The sequence below is a fragment of the Sinorhizobium fredii genome (assembly GCF_002944405.1).
GTDB lineage: Bacteria > Pseudomonadota > Alphaproteobacteria > Rhizobiales > Rhizobiaceae > Sinorhizobium > Sinorhizobium fredii_C.
Window position 1 is genome coordinate 2,060,362 of sequence record NZ_CP024307.1, and the last position, 16,576, is coordinate 2,076,937.

Sequence of the window (16,576 nt, forward strand, 5' to 3'; positions counted from 1 at the left end):
TGCAAACTGAAGTTTGGCTCTTACATGTCGGCCGCTTCGTCGCCTTCGCTCTCCGGCCCGCCATTTTCCAGGAACCGGTCGGCAATCAGCCCGGCGTTCTGCCGCAAGGCCATCTCGATTTCTCGAGCGAGATCGGGATTGTCGCGCAGGAACAGCTTGGCATTTTCACGCCCCTGCCCCAGGCGCTGGCTGTTGTAGGAGAACCAGGCGCCGGACTTCTCGACAATGCCGGCCTTGACGCCGAGGTCGATCAGTTCGCCGGTCTTGGAAACGCCTTCGCCATACATGATGTCGAACTCCACCTGCTTGAAGGGCGGCGCCATCTTGTTCTTGACAACCTTGACGCGGGTCTGGTTGCCGACGACTTCCTCGCGCTCCTTGACCGAGCCGATGCGGCGGATGTCGAGGCGGACCGACGCGTAGAACTTCAGTGCGTTGCCGCCCGTCGTCGTTTCCGGCGAGCCGAACATCACGCCGATCTTCATGCGGATCTGGTTGATGAAGATCACCATGCAGTTGGACTTGGAGATCGACGCGGTCAGCTTGCGCAGCGCCTGGCTCATCAGGCGGGCCTGCATGCCCGGCAGACTGTCGCCCATCTCGCCTTCGATTTCGGCACGCGGCACAAGCGCGGCCACCGAGTCGACGACAAGGACGTCGATCGCGCCGGAGCGAACCAGCGTGTCGGTGATTTCGAGGGCCTGCTCGCCGGTGTCCGGCTGCGAGATCAAGAGGTTTTCGAGGTCGACGCCGAGCTTGCGCGCATAGACCGGATCGAGCGCGTGTTCGGCGTCGACGAAGGCGCAGATGCCGCCCTTCTTCTGCGCCTCGGCAACGGTCTGCAGCGCCAAGGTCGTCTTGCCCGAGCTTTCCGGTCCGTAAATCTCGATGATGCGGCCTTTCGGCAGGCCGCCGATGCCGAGCGCGATATCGAGGCCGAGCGACCCGGTCGAGACGGTTTCGATCTCGACGACGCTGTCCTTCGATCCGAGCTTCATGATCGATCCCTTGCCGAACGAACGTTCGATCTGGGAAAGAGCCGCTTCAAGTGCCTTGCTTTTGTCCACCGATTTGTCCTCTACGAGCCGCAAAGAGTTTTGTGCCATTGGGTCCACCTTTAGGTTATTGGAGCTATCGAGGCAATGAAGCCGCCGCAGGAGATTTTGTACATGCTTTGTTCTATTTTGGCAATGGCACTTCAAGTCCCTGAATCAAAATAGGTATCTTGTGAGTGTTCGATTCCTGTTCACGGGCTATTGTAGCGCATTTCCACAGGCTGCGCGGCAGTTCGCACGGGCTTCTCGCCATAGCGCCGATTCGCCGATAGAGGTGTTCGAATGACGAAGCGGGAAATCACCGTTCTGGGCGGCGCCCATGTCGACCGGCGCGGCCGTATCAGCGGCACGACGGTGCCTGGAGCGAGTAATCCCGGAACCTGGTTCGAGGAGGCGGGAGGCGGCGGCTTCAACGCCGCCAGGAATCTCGCGCGTCTCGGCCACCGGGTGCGGATGATCAGCCCGCGCGGCGGCGATCCGGCCGGTGATCTGGTGGCCGCCGCGGCCGCCGCTGCCGGCGTCATCGATTGCCCATTCATCTTTCTTGATCGCAAGACGCCGAGCTATACGGCAATCCTCGAAAAGGACGGCAATCTGGTGATCGCCCTTGCCGACATGGATCTCTACGGCTCGTTCTCGCCACGCCGGCTGCAGCAGCGTGCGACGCGCGAAATCCTCGCGTCGAGCGATCTCGTGCTCATGGACGCCAACCTGCCTCAAGAGACGCTGACGGCGCTGGTCGATGCGACGGCGGGACCGCACCGCATTCTTGCCGGCATCGCCGTTTCCCCGGCCAAGGTGGTCCGGTACCGCCAAAGCCTGACCGGCCTCGACTTCCTCTTCATGAACGAGGCGGAGGCGCGGGCGCTGACCGGCGCCGAGGCCGCCGACGTAGAGGAATGGCCGTCACTGCTGCGGTCTGCAGGCCTTGCCGGCGGCGCCGTCACCCGCGGCGGCAAAGCAGCGGTTGCCTTCGACCGGGAAGGCGCCTGCCTGGCCATCCCGCCTGCCCTGCCCGCACTTGCAGACGTGACAGGCGCCGGCGACGCGCTGGCATCGGGCTTTCTCGCTGCCCGGCTTGCCGGCTTCGATCTCGCCGGCTGCCTCCGGCGCGGCATCGCCGCCGCCGTCCTGACGCTCCACTCGCCGCTAGCCGCCGCCGAGGAGATGTCGGCGGACAATCTCGCGCGGGTGCTGGCCCTTGTGCCGGAGCCCCAAATGCTGTCATGAAGTCCGCAGCCGAATTCCGGGCGGAAGGCGGAAATGCATGACGACTCCCGCCCGCCTGACGCTCCCCTCATCAGAAGCGAAAGACCATGACAAAATCCTCCTCGCCTTTCCTGCCCATCGAGTATTCCGATGAAGTCGCCGCCGCCAAGGCGCGCGGCGCGCCCATCGTGGCGCTGGAATCGACGATCATCACGCATGGCATGCCCTATCCGGGCAATCTCGAAATGGCGCGCAGCGTCGAAGCGATCATCCGCGACCAAGGAGCCATCCCTGCCACGATCGCGGTGATCCACGGCGTCCTTCATATCGGCCTCGATGACGCGAAGCTTGAGGCTCTTGCGAAAACCGAGGGCGCAATGAAGCTGTCGCGCGCCGACCTCGCCTTCGCCCTCGCCGAGCGCCGTACCGGCGCCACGACAGTCGCCGCAACGATGATCGCGGCGGCGCGGGCCGGCATCAGCGTCTTTGCGACCGGCGGCATCGGCGGCGTCCATCGCGGCGCGGAACAGAGTTTCGACATTTCCGCCGATCTGGACGAACTCGCCCGAACCGGCGTCATCGTCGTTTGCGCCGGCGCGAAGGCCATCCTCGACATTCCGAAGACGCTGGAAGTGCTGGAAACCAGGGGCGTCCCGGTCGTCACCTATGACAGCGAAACCTTCCCCGCCTTCTGGTCGCGCGATTCCGGCATCAGGAGCCCGCTGATGCTGAACAGCCCAGCGGCTATCGCGAATTTCCAGCGGATGCGCGAACTGCTCGGCGTCGATGGCGGCATGCTGGTCGCCAATCCTGTCCCGGAGGAAAGCCAGATTTCGCGGGAGGAGATGGAAATCTACATCGCGCGTGCTCTGGACAATGCGGCGAGCGACGAGATTACCGGCAAGGCGGTGACACCCTATCTGCTCGACAATCTCTTTCATATGACCGAGGGCCGGAGCCTCGAGACCAATATTGCGCTCGTCGAGAACAACGCGCGCCTCGCCGCCGAGATCGCCGTCGCATTGGCGGCAGGCGGGGCGAAGTAGAAGTAGAAGGACTTTGCGCCCGCCGCCCATAGGCGTCGGCCATCCTCTCAGGAATCCAGCATTTCCCGGACCGCCACTGCCAGTTGCTTCAGCGAGAACGGCTTCGGCAGGAAGCCGAACTTGGCATCGGCCGGCAAGTTGCGGGCAAAGGCATCTTCCGCATAGCCCGAGACGAAAATGAACTTGAGGTTCGGGTATTTTTTTCGCAACTCGCGCAACAGCGTCGGGCCGTCCATCTCGGGCATTACCACATCCGAAACGACGATATCGACGGCGCCGTCGAGTTCGTCCATGATCTCCAGCGCCTCGACGCCCGATCCCGCCTCATGAACCGTATAGCCGCGGGTTTCGAGCATCCGCTTGCCGCCGCGACGGACCGCCTCCTCGTCCTCGACGAGGAGCACGACGGCAGAATCGCCGGTGAGGTCGGTAGGCTCCGCTTGTGCAGCCGGCGCCGTGGCTGCCTCCCTTGCCGATGGGCCGGCGGCACTCGCCTCACCCGGAGCGGCTTCCTCGCGCGCCTCGGCGATTTCCACATGGCGCGGCAACAGGATGCGGAATGTCGTGCCCTTGCCGACTTCCGACTCGGGATAGATGTAGCCGCCCGACTGCTTGACGATCCCATAGACCATTGACAGACCAAGGCCCGTGCCCTTGCCGACTTCCTTCGTCGTGAAGAAGGGCTCGAAGATCTTGTCCATGATCTCCGCCGGAATCCCGGTGCCCTGGTCGGAGACTTCCACCGTGACGAAATCATCTTCCGGCAGTTCGCGGCGTCCGAGTGCGGCGACTTCGCTCGCCGGCAGGTTTCGAGTCCGCAACGTGATGGTCCCGCCTTCAGGCATGGCGTCGCGCGCATTGACGGCGAGGTTCAACAGCACCTGCTCGAACTGGCCGAGATCGGTCCTCACCGGCCAAAGATCGCGGCCATAATCGACCTCGACCTTGACATTCGTGCCCGTCATGCGGTCGACCAGCATGCGCAGGTCGCCGATGACGTCGGTGAGGTTGAGGACGGTCGGCCGCATCGTCTGCTTGCGCGAGAAGGCGAGCAATTGCCGCACCAGGACGGCGGCGCGGTTGGCGTTCCGCTTGATTTCCATCAGGTCGGCGAAAGTCGCGTCGGCCGGCCGCGCCGAGAGCAGCAGGTGGTCGGCAGAAAGCAATATGGCCGTCAGCACGTTGTTGAAATCATGCGCGATGCCGCCGGCGAGCGTTCCGACCGCATTCATCTTCTGCGTCTGTGCCATCTGGTTCTCGAGCGCCTTCTGTTCGGTGATCTCCAGCGCATAGACGATCGCCGCCTCCTCGGGCGCCTGCTCGCTCTGGTCGATAACGGCATTCACGTAGAAGCGGAAGTGGCGTCCTTCATCAGCCGGATGGAGCGAATCGATCGGCGCGATGTCGCCCTGGCGGTCCTTTGCCGCGGCGAGCGCTTCTTCGAGTTGGCCTCGCTCGGTTTCGTTCAGGACGGCGTCGATCGTTATGCCGCGCTCGACGTCGTCCTGCGAGACAAGGCCGGCGAAGAGCTTCAGGAACGGTGCGTTGGTTCTGAGGATCCGCCCGGCGCCGTCCACCGAAGCGATAGCCATCGGCGTGTTGTTGAAGAAGCGCGTGAACCGCATCGCCGCGTTCGATGCCGATTGATCGCTGTCGTCGCCCTCGCGGGACATGACGATCGTCCGGCTCTCGCCCGGCGCACCGTCGCGCGTCGAGGAAACACGGTGGATCAGCCTTACCGGCAGGCTTTGGCCATTCCCCTTGCGCAGGTCGAGATCCAGGACCTTGGTCTTCTTGAGACCGGGCTCGGCCTGTACCGACTGGATGAGCGTAAGCCCCTCGCCCGCGACAAGATCGGCGATGCTGATCGCCCCCGGCTGGAACTTGGTGAGATCGATCCCGAGCCAATCGGCAAGCGTGGCGTTGATATAGAAGATTTCGCCCTTTCGTCCGGCCGAGAAAAAGCCGGCCGGAGCGTGATCGAGATAGTCGATGGCGTTCTGCAATTCCTTGAAAAAGCGCTCCTGGTCGTCGCGCTCGGCCGTGATGTCGGCAATCTGCCACAGATAGAGCGGGTTGCTTTTGGCATCCTCCAACGGCAGCACGCGCGCCTTCAGGCGAAACCAATGCGCTCCTGAGCCGGTCATTGCGCCATTCGCCAGAGGTTTGAGGAGGCGGAATTCCTCGTGCCCCTGCTTGCCTTCGCGCAGGCCGTTGGTCAGCCGATAGACCGCCTCCGTCGCCTCCCTGTTGCGCGACAGGATGGTTTCCAGCGATTGGATGCCGGCAGCACCTTTGGCACCGGTCAAGGCGCCGTAAGCGGCGTTCGCGTAGACGATGCGTCCCTTGCGGTCGGTGACCACCGTGCCGTCCTCATGCGCATCGAGAAAGGTGCGTGCCAGCTCATCCGGCCGCGACTGAGGCATGACCTCGATGAAGCCGATCACCGACGAAACCAGGAAGAATATCCCGACCATCGCCAGCACGCCGAGTATGCCGAGGACGATTTCGTTCTCGAGCTGGTTCTTGAAGACGACGAAGGCGGCAGCGGACGCGGTCAGCACGATCGCCAGCACGATGATCCTGAACACGGTACCCGGCCGGACGCCCCGGTCAACGACCGGCATCTGGTAATCACCTGACTGCCGCAATTTCGTCATCGGGTCCTCACCTGCTGGCGGAGCGTCCGCCGCTACACCGGTATCCCGCTGACTTGACGTGCCGCGCATCCGGCGGACGCTCAAGGGCTACCGTAATCCTTTGAATTGCCGCATAATTTATCCCCAAAACCGGCCCGGTTTAAGGTCCTATGCAGTCGCCGGCGTTCGCCGAGGCCTCGCGACCTCCGGGTGCCGCAGCCGCTTCGTCGAACTGGAATCATCTTTAACAATCAGAGATAACAGCAGAAAGCGTCTCGGCGGAAGCGCGGCGGTCAATTCACAGGGAATGTCGGGCGCAACCTTGTCCCGGCCTGAAAAAAGCCGTCAAATGTTGCAATTCGACCGGAAAAGGAGTTCAGCCCATGATGGAAACATTGGTCGGGGACAACGGTAGCCGATTCGTCATCGCCGCCGGAGCCGTCGCCGTCGGCCTTCTGTGCCTCGTGGCGGTGCTCTGGATCATGCGAAACAGGCCCTCGTCCCCCTTCGTGCGGGGCGGCAAGAACCGCCAGCCGCGGCTCGCCGTGCTCGATGCCGCCGCCGTCGACACGCGCCGCCGGCTCGTGCTCGTCCGCCGCGACGACGTCGAGCATCTGATCATGATCGGCGGACCAACTGATATCGTCATCGAGAGCCGCATCGTGGCCGATGACGGGGCGGCCGCAGCTGCTTCCGTCGCCGCGACGGTGGAACAGCCGGCCCCCAAGTCCCCGGTCGCGCCCGAGCAGGCGGCGCCAGCCCCTCAACCCGTTTCGGCGTCGACACCTGCGGAAGCCGCAAAGCAAGAGCCGGTGCGGCCGGCGGGGTCGGATGAGCCGCCGCGGGCCGTGCCCGTGCGGGAGCCGGAGCCCGCGCCAAAGCCCTCAGAAACCGTGCAGCAACGTCCCCTGCCCGTCGAACCGCCGCCTCCGCCGGAACCCGTCGTCAGGACCTCGCCGCCCGCCCCTGCCATCCTCCCGGTATCCGCCCCGCAAACGCCCCAAGACATGCTGAGGGCGGCGCGCGAGCGGATCGTTCCTATGGCCCAACCCTCGCGCGAAGAGCGATTTCCGCAGCCGATAGCGGCGACGCGGGAGTCTCCGCGGCCCGTCCAGATCCCGCCCATTCCCCGGCTGGCCGAACCCGTTGCGGTCGAAAGTCCGACGGCGGTGGAGAGGCCGGCCGCCGTCGACAAGGCGGCGGACTTCGAACGGTTCCTCGACGCGGAGATTAGCGGTGATCTCCAGCGGCTCTCATCCACGGTGGCGCCCAAGCCGGAGGCCCGCCCAATGGCCGCCGCCCGCCAGGAACCGATCCTCGGCCCGCCACTGGAAGAAGGCCGCAAGGAAGAGTCGATCGAGGAGGAGATGAGCCGCATGCTGGCTGATATCTCTGCTGGCCGCAAACCCTGAACTGCGGCGCAGACATACCTGTTTTCCCACCGGACAAAAAAACGGCGCGACCATGTCGCGCCGTTTTTTTTGTAAGTCTCCAAGCTCGGGCTTACTCGTCGCGGTAGACCTTCTCGCGACGTTCGTGACGCTCCTGCGCTTCGATCGAAAGCGTCGCAATCGGCCTGGCATCCAGGCGCTTCAAGCCGATCGGCTCACCCGTTTCCTCGCAATAGCCGTAGGTGCCTTCATCGAGGCGCTGCAAGGCGGCGTCGATCTTGGCGATGAGCTTCCTCTGACGATCCCGGGCGCGCAATTCGATCGCACGGTCTGTTTCTGAGGAGGCTCGATCTGCGAGATCCGGATGATTGGCGCTCTCCTCAGCCAGATGGTCCAGAGTCTCACGAGCTTCGCGAAGGATATCGTTTTTCCAGGCATTCAGCTTTGCACGAAAATATGCCCGATGGTTGGCATTCATGAAATCCTCGTCCTCGGAGAGGACATAGGTACTAAGATCGATCTTCTCACTCAACGCGATTCTCCTGAAGAACATCTCATTGCGGCGGTGTATAGACCTATGAAGGGCTTGATTCAAGCCTCGCGGAGGACACCTACGCTTATTTTAACAATGCTTGCATTCCAGGCTAACTGGCGAATATTTCATCAAAATTACACATGAAACACTCTCCATAATATTCCCGCCGGCGCTCGGCAGCAAGCCTGCGCCGTCACCTAGAGTGGTGTCTGCGTCGCGCCTCAACTACGTTGCCAATTGCGACATCTGGTGTGCGGGGTGCGGCATGTCAATGCTGCCGTGCTTGCCGCGCGAAATCCGTGGAGAACGGCTTGATCTTTGCGCCGACAGCGAGACAAGTTAGCGATGCGACGATAATCCGCGAAAGATGCAATGCGCGGCACTTCGGCGGCATCAGATTCGGATGGATATATGCAAGACAGTGCTCCGGCATTCCGCCTCATCCTCCTGCGTCACGCCCGCTCCGGCTGGGCGCTGCCCGGGCAACGGGATTTCGACCGCACGCTGGACGAGACTGGCTATGCCGAGGCGGAGTTGATTGCGCAAGGTGCGGCCGATCATGGGCTTTGCCCGGATCTTGTTCTGTGCTCGACCGCGGTTCGCTGCCGCCAGACCGCCGAACCGTTCCGCCGGGCGCTTGGCGAAGACATTGACATCCGCTACGTCGACCAACTCTATGCCGGACCTGCAGCCGTCTACACCGACCTTATCGAGATTCACGCGGACAGGACGTGTCTCATGGTGGTCGGACACAATCCCATGATCGAGGACGTTTTTCGCAGCTACCTTGGCGAGCAGCAATCCGCAACCGCCTTGGAGAACGGCTATCCGCCTGCAGGGCTGGCGGTCATCGATTTCTCTGCACGCTCAAGTGCCGGGCGCATCTCGGCTGCAACGCTTTCGACATTGCTGCTTCCGAAGCCCGAGGAAGTCGTCAGGCGATAGACCTCGCCGCTTTCCAAACAGCTGTGCGTCATTGCGCCGACCGAAACACTTCCTATATCGCCAAACACGTGGATGCCCGTAACCCGATGGGATATCGGCAGCAGCAATGGAAAGATCGAACCCAAGGGGCGGAAACATTTGGCGTCCTTAGTGACCAGCTTCAAAGACGGCGCCCTGATCGCCTTGGACAACCTCGCCGATCGCGCGGCCGGGCTCGTCAGCCCGTCCCTCCGGCTCGGCGTGACCGGTCTGTCACGGGCAGGCAAGACCGTCTTCATCTCCTCGCTGGTGCATAACCTGCTGAACGGCGGGCGCCTGCCGCTATTCGAACCGGTCCGTTCGGGGCGGGTGTCCAAGGTAAGGCTCGAGCCGCAGCCGGACGATGCGGTGCCGCGCTTTCAGTACGAGGACCATATCGCCGCTCTCGTGCGTGACCGGGTCTGGCCGGACTCAACGAGGGCCATCTCGCAATTGCGCATCACCCTCGATTACGAAAGCGCCAGCGGCTGGAACCGGATGTTTTCCGCCGGGCGCTTGTCGATCGATATCGTCGACTATCCGGGCGAGTGGCTGCTGGATCTGCCCCTGCTCGCGCTCGATTTCCGGCAGTTCAGCGCGACGACCGTCAAGCGGGCGCGAATCGGCGCGCGCGCCGCACTGTCTCGCGAATGGCTGGCACTCGCCTCAGCGAGCGGCGCTGAAACCGCGGCCGACGAAGGCAGCGCCCGCCGCCTCGCCGAAAGCTTCACTGCGTATCTGAAGGCGTGCAAGGAGGACGACCACTCGCTCTCCACCCTGCCGCCCGGCCGTTTCCTGATGCCCGGCGACCTCGAAGGGTCTCCCGCGCTCACCTTCTCTCCGCTCCCGAACCTGCCTGAAGGCCGGGCGCCCAAGGGTTCGCTCTGGGCGATGATGGAGCGGCGGTACGAGGCCTATAAGACGCATGTGGTGAGCCCGTTCTTCCGCGAGCATTTTGCCCGGCTCGACCGCCAGATCGTGCTCGTCGACGCACTGCAGGCGATCAATCGCGGCCCGGAGGCTTTGAGGGACTTGGAACAGGCGCTCGCCGACGTGCTTGCCTGCTTCCGGCCGGGCACCAATTCCTGGCTCTCCGCCTTCCTCACGCGCCGGATAGATCGGGTGCTGATCGCCGCGACGAAGGCCGATCACCTTCACCATGAGAGCCATGATCGGCTCGAGCGAATCGCCGCGCGGCTCGTCGGCCGTGCCGCGGACCGCATCGGCATGAGCGGCGCCGGCCTGGAGGTCATGGCGCTCGCCTCCGTCCGGGCGACGCGCGAGGCGACGGTCAATCATGACGGACACGCCCTGCCCGTCATTGTCGGCACGCCGATTGCTGGTGAGCGGATCAATGGAGACGTCTTTGATGGAGAGAGAAAAACAGCCATATTTCCTGGTGATTTACCGGAAAATCCCGAAGTTCTTTTTCAGGAAATTGGCGGCAGTCCCGTCTCTCCCCGATCCGACCATGCGATGCCGGAGCTGAATTTCGTGCGTTTCCGTCCCCCCCACCTCGAAGAGACGCGCGGCGGCTTGAAACTCTCCGTGCCGCATATCCGGCTCGACCGGGCCATGCAGTTCCTGCTTGGAGATCGACTGGCATGAGCGACGAATCCAAGCATCGCCCCCGTAAACCTGCGGTTTTCCCGATCGAATCCGAAACGCCTACGGCGCAGCGCACGCAGACGCCAGCGCGCACACCCGCAAGTTTCAGCGACAAGGTCATGTTGACGCCCGACGCAGAGGACCCGTTCATTGCCACGACCGCTGCAGTCGAGGCGCTCGATCCGCCCGAGGCGCGGCCGCGCCGGCATCGGTTCTCCTTCGGCAAGGTCGCCGCCTCGGCATTTGCCCTTGTCCTGTCGCTCGCCGCGGGACTGTGGATCGACCACCTGGTGCGCGATCTGTTCTCGCGCGCCGATTGGCTCGGCTATACGGCGATCGCTGCCGTGGCCGTCGGTACCCTCGCCTTCCTCGTCGTGGTCGGCCGCGAACTTGGCGGCTTGATGCAACTGACGGCGATCCAGAAACTCAAATCCGAGGTCGCCGAAGCAACGGCGCTCGGCAACAGCAAGGCCGCACGAGCCACGCTCGGGCGACTGGTCCATCTGCTTGCCGCCAATCCCCGAACCGCCAAGGGCCGAGCGCGGCTTGCGGAATCCGAGGACGAGATCATCGACGCGCCGCAGCTTGTCGAACTGACCGAGCGCGAGCTCCTTGCCCCGCTCGACCGCGACGCCCGCCGAATCATTCTGGCCGCCTCGAAACGCGTCTCGATCGTCACCGCCGTCAGCCCCCGCGCCCTCGTCGATCTCGGTTACGTCCTCTACGAGTCGGCGCGGATGATTCGGGCGATGGCCGAGCTCTACGGCGGCAGGCCCGGCACGCTCGGGCTCATCCGGCTGATGCGCGACGTGATCGCCCATCTGGCGGTCACCGGCTCCATCGCCGCCGGCGACAGTTTGATCCAGCAGATCCTGGGCCACGGTCTGGCCTCCAAACTCTCCGCGCGGCTCGGCGAAGGCGTGATCAACGGCCTGATGACGGCGCGTATCGGCATTGCTGCCATGGACCTGTGTCGGCCGATGCCGTTCCGCGCTTTGAAACGCCCCGGCATTGGCGATTTTCTGGCGGATTTGACGCCCGGCGCTTCGAAGTCCGAAGGCGCGAACGGCGCCTGATGCATGCTTGCGGAGGCAGCACGGAAACCGTCCATTAACCATTTTAGCGCAAATGTGGTTGCCAGATTTCGACGTTGACCCATCAAGGATCGATCATGTTCTCGCGCCCTTCTTTGATTGTTCGCGGCGTTGCCGCCATCGCGCTTGCAGCCACTGCCGGCATTGCGACGCCTGCGTCTTCCGGCGCCCGGGACAAGGCCTTCTTTGAAAAGGTCGCCGGCCAATGGAAAGGCCCCGGCGAGATCGTCGCCGGCAAATACAAAGGCACCAAGTTCACCTGCGATCTGACAGGCGAGCCGACCGCAGGCAGAGAGGCCGGCATCAAGCTCGACGGCTTCTGCCGCGTCGGCGTTTTCAAGCAGCCAATGTCGGCGATGATTACCCAAAAGGGCGGCAGCTACACCGGAAAGTTCCTCGACGGCGCGGACGGCAAGGGTCTGGACGTCGTTTCCGGCAACGTCGCCAGCGACAAGGTCGTCGTTGGAATCAACCGCAAGAAATTGAATGGTGCGATGATCGCCCGCCTGCAGGACGCAGAAACGATGAACATCACCATCTCCGTCAAGGTCGAGGAGACGATGGTGCCGGTCATCGGCGTCAGCCTCAACAGGCAGATGGACAATATCGCCGTCGGCTCGATCAAATAGCTGTATCGTTCGGATCGAGCACTGGCGGGCCGAGAGCGCCCGCCCCCCCCCCGGATGCGGATCGGTTCGCCGTCAATCGCGGACCCGCCACCAGTCGGCCATTTCGTCGGCCACCTCTATTCCAGTCACATCTGCATCCGTCAGCCACTCGCCGACCGTTCTGCCGGCGACGTTCAGATCGGCCGCGAAGTCGGCGAGAGGCATCAACACGAAACCACGCTCCGTCATGCGCGGATGCGGCAATTGCAGCCGGTCACCGGCCAAATTCGCTCCTTCAAAGGTCAGGAGATCGATATCGATGGTCCGCGGGCCCCAGCGCTCCTTGCGGACCCGCTTCATCACACGCTCGATCTCGAGACAAATTTCAAGCAGGGCCTCTGGATCGAGAGTCGTTTCTACCGCCGCGCAAGCATTGAAGAACCAGTCCTGGTCCGTCTTGCCCCAGGGCGGGGTCCGGTAGAGCCGCGACACTGCCGTGACCTGGCAGTCCGGTCGCTCATCGAGCGCCCGCAACGCATCGGCCATCGCGCGGCACGGATCGCCGATATTGCCACCCAGCCCCAGCGTAGCGTACCGCCACCTGCTATTCGGCGACATGCTCGACCGTGACCTCGACGTAGTCCAGGACGCCCGGGACCGGCGCATTGGGCTTGCGAATGGAAACTTTGGCCCGCCGTATCTGCTGGAACCGCGCACACAATGTCTTGGCGACTTCGAGAGCGAGAGCCTCGATCAGGTAGCGCCTGCGCCCCGTCACAATCCTTTCGATCTCGGCAAAGGCGATTCCGTAATGCACGGTGTCGTCGATGCAGTCTTCGGCCAGCGCCGTGCCCTGCTCAACCTCGAGTTCAGCATCCACGAAGAAGCGCTGGCCGAGAAACTCCTCCTCGTCAAGCACGCCATGGCGCGCAAAGAAGGCGCAGTTTTTCAGGGTAATGATGTAGGTCGCAGTCATGGCTTCATGTCCCGTCGGCTGTTCTTTGCGTCGAGCATAGCATCCGCCATCGCCAGTGCATCCCTGTTGATTGCGACATCATGCACCCGAAAGATCGCCGCCCCGGCAATTCTGAGGAGCGCGGTCGTCGCCGCTGTACCGACGTCGCGGTCTTTCGCATCGCGACCGGTAACGGCGCCGATGAAGCGCTTGCGCGATGTGCCGACCAGGAATGGCAGGCCGAACCGATGCAATTCCGCAAATCGCGCCATCAGCTCCAAATTTTCATCCGCTCCCTTCGCGAAGCCATAGCCGGGGTCGAGGACGATCCGGTCGCGTGCGACGCCCGCCTCGGCGGCAATCTCCAGCGAACGGTTTAGAAATTGGAATTGATCCTCGATGACGTCGCCGAGCTTCTGCCGATCGCGCCCTGTATGCATGACGCAAAGCCCTGCGCCCGTCTCGGCAGCCACTTGCGCGATCGCCGGTTCCCGCTGCAGACCGTGCACGTCGTTGACAATATGAGCGCCGGCTTCGATGGCCAGGCGCGCCGTTTCGGCGCGATAGGTGTCGACCGAGATGATTGCATCGGTCCGGCCCGCCAGTGCCTCGATGACCGGCAAAATACGTGCCTGCTCCTCGCCCGCATCGACCGGATCCGCATCGGGGCGGGTCGACTCGCCACCGATGTCGAGGATCGCCGCGCCGTCCTCGAGGGCGCGCATCGCCGCGGCGACAGCAACGGTGGCGTCTGCAAAGCGGCCGCCATCGGAGAAGGAATCCGGCGTCACATTGATGATCGCCATCAGAACACCGCGCGGCCCCAGTTCGAGGCTGCGCCCGTGCGCCAACGGCCAGCGAGATTTTTGGAATGGATCGTAGGTCATTGTCTTTGCCCGGTCCGCGGCTTGAGGAGCGCCATCCCGGGTCGGCAATGCGGAAGAGCGCGCGCCTTTGAAAGCAAAGGGTTAGCACGATTCTTTCACGTGGTTGGCTATTTGTCGACTTCGGAATGCGCCGATTTTATGTTGCGCTGGCCCCGGCTATGCCCCAAGCTTGCGCCAACTTCAATCCACGAGTGCCGACCAATGTTCCGAGTTCGCAATCCGCTGAGAGCCGCCCTGATCGCATTTCTCGTTGGCCTTCCGATTGGCCACGCCTCGGGTGAGACCTTGATCAGCAAAACCGTCACCTATTTCTCGATCGGCGGGCGTACGGCGGCAGAACTCGACAAGGCCCTCGCCGCCAGCGGCCCGCTGATGAAGAACACCGGCACGCGCCACCCCGGCGCCACGCGAATCAAATTCGGCGGCACGATAACCTATGTCAGCCGCGGCGGGCGCTGTGCAGTCGGCACGGCGCGCGTCACGCTCAACACGAGCATCATCTTGCCGCGCTGGAAGTACCGCCCCCAAGCGAGCCGCGATCTCGCCCTTGTCTGGGATACGCTCGCGGCCGACATCAAGCGCCATGAAGAGCGCCATGCCGAGATCGCCCGCAATCATGCCCGTCGCATGGAACGGACTTTTCTCGGACTGAAGCCGGAGGCAGACTGCGATCGTATGCAGGCTCGGGTGGCCGAGGTGAGTGCCGAAGAAATCGCAAGCCATGACAAGGACCAAGCGCGCTTTGACCGCACGGAAGCCGCGAACTTCGATCGCCGGATGATCCGACTGCTGCAATACCGGCTGGATTCGCTGAAGAAGACAGAGCGCTAGCCGATCTCGGCTCTGTCAAACCGCCACCTTCGCGCCGTTCACCAGACGAAGTCACCCCCAAAGAACAGCGTGATTTTGCCCGCACTCCCTCATGCAGGCGAGGGCGAAAACCCACAGTATTTTATTGGTGGATTCTAACGATAGCCGACGATAACCGACTCAGCTATATTAATACCATGAAACGAGTGGCGGAACTGAAGTTCAACCGTTCGTCGGTATGGCGGGTTATTTTCCAATCGACAGTAAAAAGTCGCATTTGGATCGTTGATTAAGTGCTGAATAGGGTTCGCTTCATTGCTGCCGGGTGACTGAGACAGACCTGCGCGATGAGGCAAAACAGGTTCTCCTGGCGTGTCTCGGTGCAGCAGGTGCTCCCTCCCTCATCTGTATGCGATACGCCCCCCTTGCCTCGCTCGTCGCCATGACCAGCGAGGCATTTTTTTAGTGCCTTCTTGAAGGAAGGAAGGGATTAGGCCTGGCGCTCGGGCACGTGCACGACCAGTCCGTCAAGCGCCTCGCTCATCTTGATCTGACAGGAGAGCCGAGAGGTCGGCCTCACGTCATAGGCGAAATCCAGCATGTCTTCTTCCATCGCTTCCGGAGCGCCGACGGCCGCCGCCCAGGCGTCGTCAACATAGACATGACAGGTTGCGCAGGCACAGGCGCCCCCGCACTCGGCCTCGATGCCGGGCACGGAATTGCGCACCGCATTCTCCATGACCGTGGAGCCGTTTTCGACATCGAGGTCGTGGCGCGTGCCGTCAAAGGCTACGATCGTAAGTTTTGTCATTTCTCTTTCCGGAATGAATAGATGGGATCCGCCCGCGAGCGCCAGCCGCCGCGGCAGGCGCGGCCGGCCTGAATTCAGGGCAGTTTCTTCCAACAAATCGACCGGCCAGTCAACATGAGCCGATGCCTGGTCGCGGACGTCCCCGCAAATCCGGCAATGATCGCGCCTTGAAAAAGGTTGTCGGGCCGGCGCGGATCAGCGGCACAGCTTGAGGATGAAAAGCTCGGCTTCGAGCACGGCTGCCCCGAGTGGGGCGCGTAGGGTCCAGTCGGCGGGCCGCTGCTCTATGGCGGCGGCGGCACGAGCCACGCGCGTTGCTCCGACCGCGAGTGCCGCCCCCTTCAGTCGATGCGCCGACTGGCCGCATGCATCGGCATCCGCGTCGTTGATCTCGGCCATCGTCTGCCGGGCCTGGCGGGCAAAAAGCTGAAGCACCTCGATTTCGAGGCTCTTGTCCCCCATCGTCTGGCCGGACAGGTGGACAAAATCGATCGGCGGCTTTCCGCAAGGCGACGCGTTTGCCGGATTGTCGGGGGTTTCGAAAGCGATCTTGAGCGCCGACATGAGCCGATTTCCTTAATTGACGATGCATCACGTCCTATTTGACAATGCATCGGGCGACCGCACCGTTTTCAGACATTGATCATCCGGCAGCTGCGCTGCCATCGGCTTAATGTCATGGCGCTGGGCGCGGAAATCCGTCGGCATGGTTAACGATTGCTAAACGGGCTGATTCTCTTGACTTTTCGCACCGCGGCACCGGCGGCCCGTTAACAATTCATTAGGATTCTAGCGAATGCGGATTGCGCTTAATTGTAAGAACCGGGCTAATGTGTCACTACGATACGATTAGGAACAGGTCTGCATACGAAAGTGGCAACTGTTCTGGTGGATAAGCTGCGCGCCCCGTGTCCTGAGACGCGAGCTGCGGTTATTCCATCGAGGCGATGCAATGGTGACCAGTG

Annotated in this window: 16 protein-coding genes; 8 read left to right on the forward strand and 8 right to left on the reverse strand. The window is 62.8% G+C overall.

Features of this window, described 5'->3' with window-relative positions; all coding sequences use genetic code 11:
- Positions 1–20: 20 nt before the first annotated feature.
- Complete coding sequence (gene recA / locus NXT3_RS10235) at positions 21–1,106, reverse strand: recombinase RecA (protein ID WP_037424417.1); 1,086 nt, start codon at positions 1,104–1,106, stop codon at positions 21–23.
- A gap of 231 nt (positions 1,107–1,337) precedes the next feature.
- Here recA and NXT3_RS10240 point away from each other — a divergent pair, with 231 nt between their 5' ends.
- Together NXT3_RS10240 and NXT3_RS10245 are read left to right on the forward strand one after the other, a co-directional pair.
- Positions 1,338–2,285, forward strand: a complete 948-nt coding sequence (locus tag NXT3_RS10240; protein WP_097524859.1) for a carbohydrate kinase family protein — start codon at positions 1,338–1,340, stop codon at positions 2,283–2,285.
- Between the two features lie 86 nt (positions 2,286–2,371).
- The gene (locus NXT3_RS10245) at positions 2,372–3,310 is read left to right on the forward strand and encodes a pseudouridine-5'-phosphate glycosidase (protein WP_104839287.1); all 939 of its coding nucleotides are present in this window, start codon (positions 2,372–2,374) and stop codon (positions 3,308–3,310) included.
- A 47-nt stretch (positions 3,311–3,357) separates the two neighbouring features.
- Here the strand turns inward: NXT3_RS10245 and cckA are convergent, their stop codons facing one another.
- A complete protein-coding gene (cckA, locus tag NXT3_RS10250; protein ID WP_104839288.1) occupies positions 3,358–5,970 on the reverse strand; it encodes a cell cycle histidine kinase CckA in 2,613 nt (870 codons plus the stop codon).
- Positions 5,971–6,332: 362 nt separating this feature from the next.
- Here cckA and NXT3_RS10255 point away from each other — a divergent pair, with 362 nt between their 5' ends.
- Entirely contained in the window at positions 6,333–7,361 is a 1,029-nt protein-coding gene (locus tag NXT3_RS10255) for a flagellar biosynthetic protein FliO (protein WP_104839289.1), read from the forward strand.
- Between the two features lie 91 nt (positions 7,362–7,452).
- Here the strand turns inward: NXT3_RS10255 and dksA are convergent, their stop codons facing one another.
- The gene (gene dksA / locus NXT3_RS10260; RefSeq protein WP_012708186.1) at positions 7,453–7,872 is read right to left on the reverse strand and encodes an RNA polymerase-binding protein DksA; all 420 of its coding nucleotides are present in this window, start codon (positions 7,870–7,872) and stop codon (positions 7,453–7,455) included.
- A gap of 414 nt (positions 7,873–8,286) precedes the next feature.
- Here dksA and NXT3_RS10265 point away from each other — a divergent pair, with 414 nt between their 5' ends.
- The 4 genes from NXT3_RS10265 (at position 8,287) to NXT3_RS10280 (ending at position 12,169) form a co-directional block, all read left to right on the forward strand.
- Complete coding sequence (locus tag NXT3_RS10265; protein WP_104839980.1) at positions 8,287–8,820, forward strand: SixA phosphatase family protein; 534 nt, start codon at positions 8,287–8,289, stop codon at positions 8,818–8,820.
- Positions 8,821–8,958: 138 nt separating this feature from the next.
- Positions 8,959–10,446, forward strand: coding sequence for a YcjX family GTP-binding protein (locus tag NXT3_RS10270; RefSeq protein WP_097525055.1), 1,488 nt, complete (start codon positions 8,959–8,961; stop codon positions 10,444–10,446).
- On the forward strand, positions 10,443–11,522 hold the full coding sequence (locus NXT3_RS10275; protein WP_037424396.1) for a YcjF family protein: 1,080 nt from the start codon (positions 10,443–10,445) through the stop codon (positions 11,520–11,522). Before NXT3_RS10270 ends, NXT3_RS10275 begins: the two co-directional genes overlap by 4 nt.
- Positions 11,523–11,617: 95 nt before the next feature.
- The gene (locus NXT3_RS10280) at positions 11,618–12,169 is read left to right on the forward strand and encodes a hypothetical protein (protein ID WP_037424393.1); all 552 of its coding nucleotides are present in this window, start codon (positions 11,618–11,620) and stop codon (positions 12,167–12,169) included.
- Between the two features lie 72 nt (positions 12,170–12,241).
- Here NXT3_RS10280 and folK read toward each other — a convergent pair whose 3' ends face one another.
- From folK to folP, 3 genes are read right to left on the reverse strand one after another with little or no spacing between them, the layout of a single operon-like run.
- The gene (folK, locus tag NXT3_RS10285) at positions 12,242–12,766 is read right to left on the reverse strand and encodes a 2-amino-4-hydroxy-6-hydroxymethyldihydropteridine diphosphokinase (RefSeq protein WP_037424391.1); all 525 of its coding nucleotides are present in this window, start codon (positions 12,764–12,766) and stop codon (positions 12,242–12,244) included.
- Positions 12,753–13,124, reverse strand: a complete 372-nt coding sequence (folB, locus tag NXT3_RS10290; protein ID WP_037424388.1) for a dihydroneopterin aldolase — start codon at positions 13,122–13,124, stop codon at positions 12,753–12,755. Before folB ends, folK begins: the two co-directional genes overlap by 14 nt.
- Positions 13,121–13,990 (reverse strand): dihydropteroate synthase, encoded by an 870-nt coding sequence (folP, locus tag NXT3_RS10295; protein WP_037424386.1) that lies wholly within the window; start codon positions 13,988–13,990, stop codon positions 13,121–13,123. Before folP ends, folB begins: the two co-directional genes overlap by 4 nt.
- Before the next feature lie 201 nt (positions 13,991–14,191).
- Here folP and NXT3_RS10300 point away from each other — a divergent pair, with 201 nt between their 5' ends.
- Positions 14,192–14,821: a DUF922 domain-containing Zn-dependent protease gene (locus NXT3_RS10300; RefSeq protein ID WP_037424383.1), complete on the forward strand. Its 630-nt coding sequence runs from the start codon at positions 14,192–14,194 to the stop codon at positions 14,819–14,821.
- 469 nt (positions 14,822–15,290) lie between these two features.
- Here the strand turns inward: NXT3_RS10300 and NXT3_RS10305 are convergent, their stop codons facing one another.
- Entirely contained in the window at positions 15,291–15,611 is a 321-nt protein-coding gene (locus NXT3_RS10305) for a 2Fe-2S iron-sulfur cluster-binding protein (RefSeq protein WP_037424381.1), read from the reverse strand.
- A gap of 195 nt (positions 15,612–15,806) precedes the next feature.
- Positions 15,807–16,175, reverse strand: coding sequence for an Hpt domain-containing protein (locus tag NXT3_RS10310; protein ID WP_097524864.1), 369 nt, complete (start codon positions 16,173–16,175; stop codon positions 15,807–15,809).
- Positions 16,176–16,576: the final 401 nt, after the last annotated feature.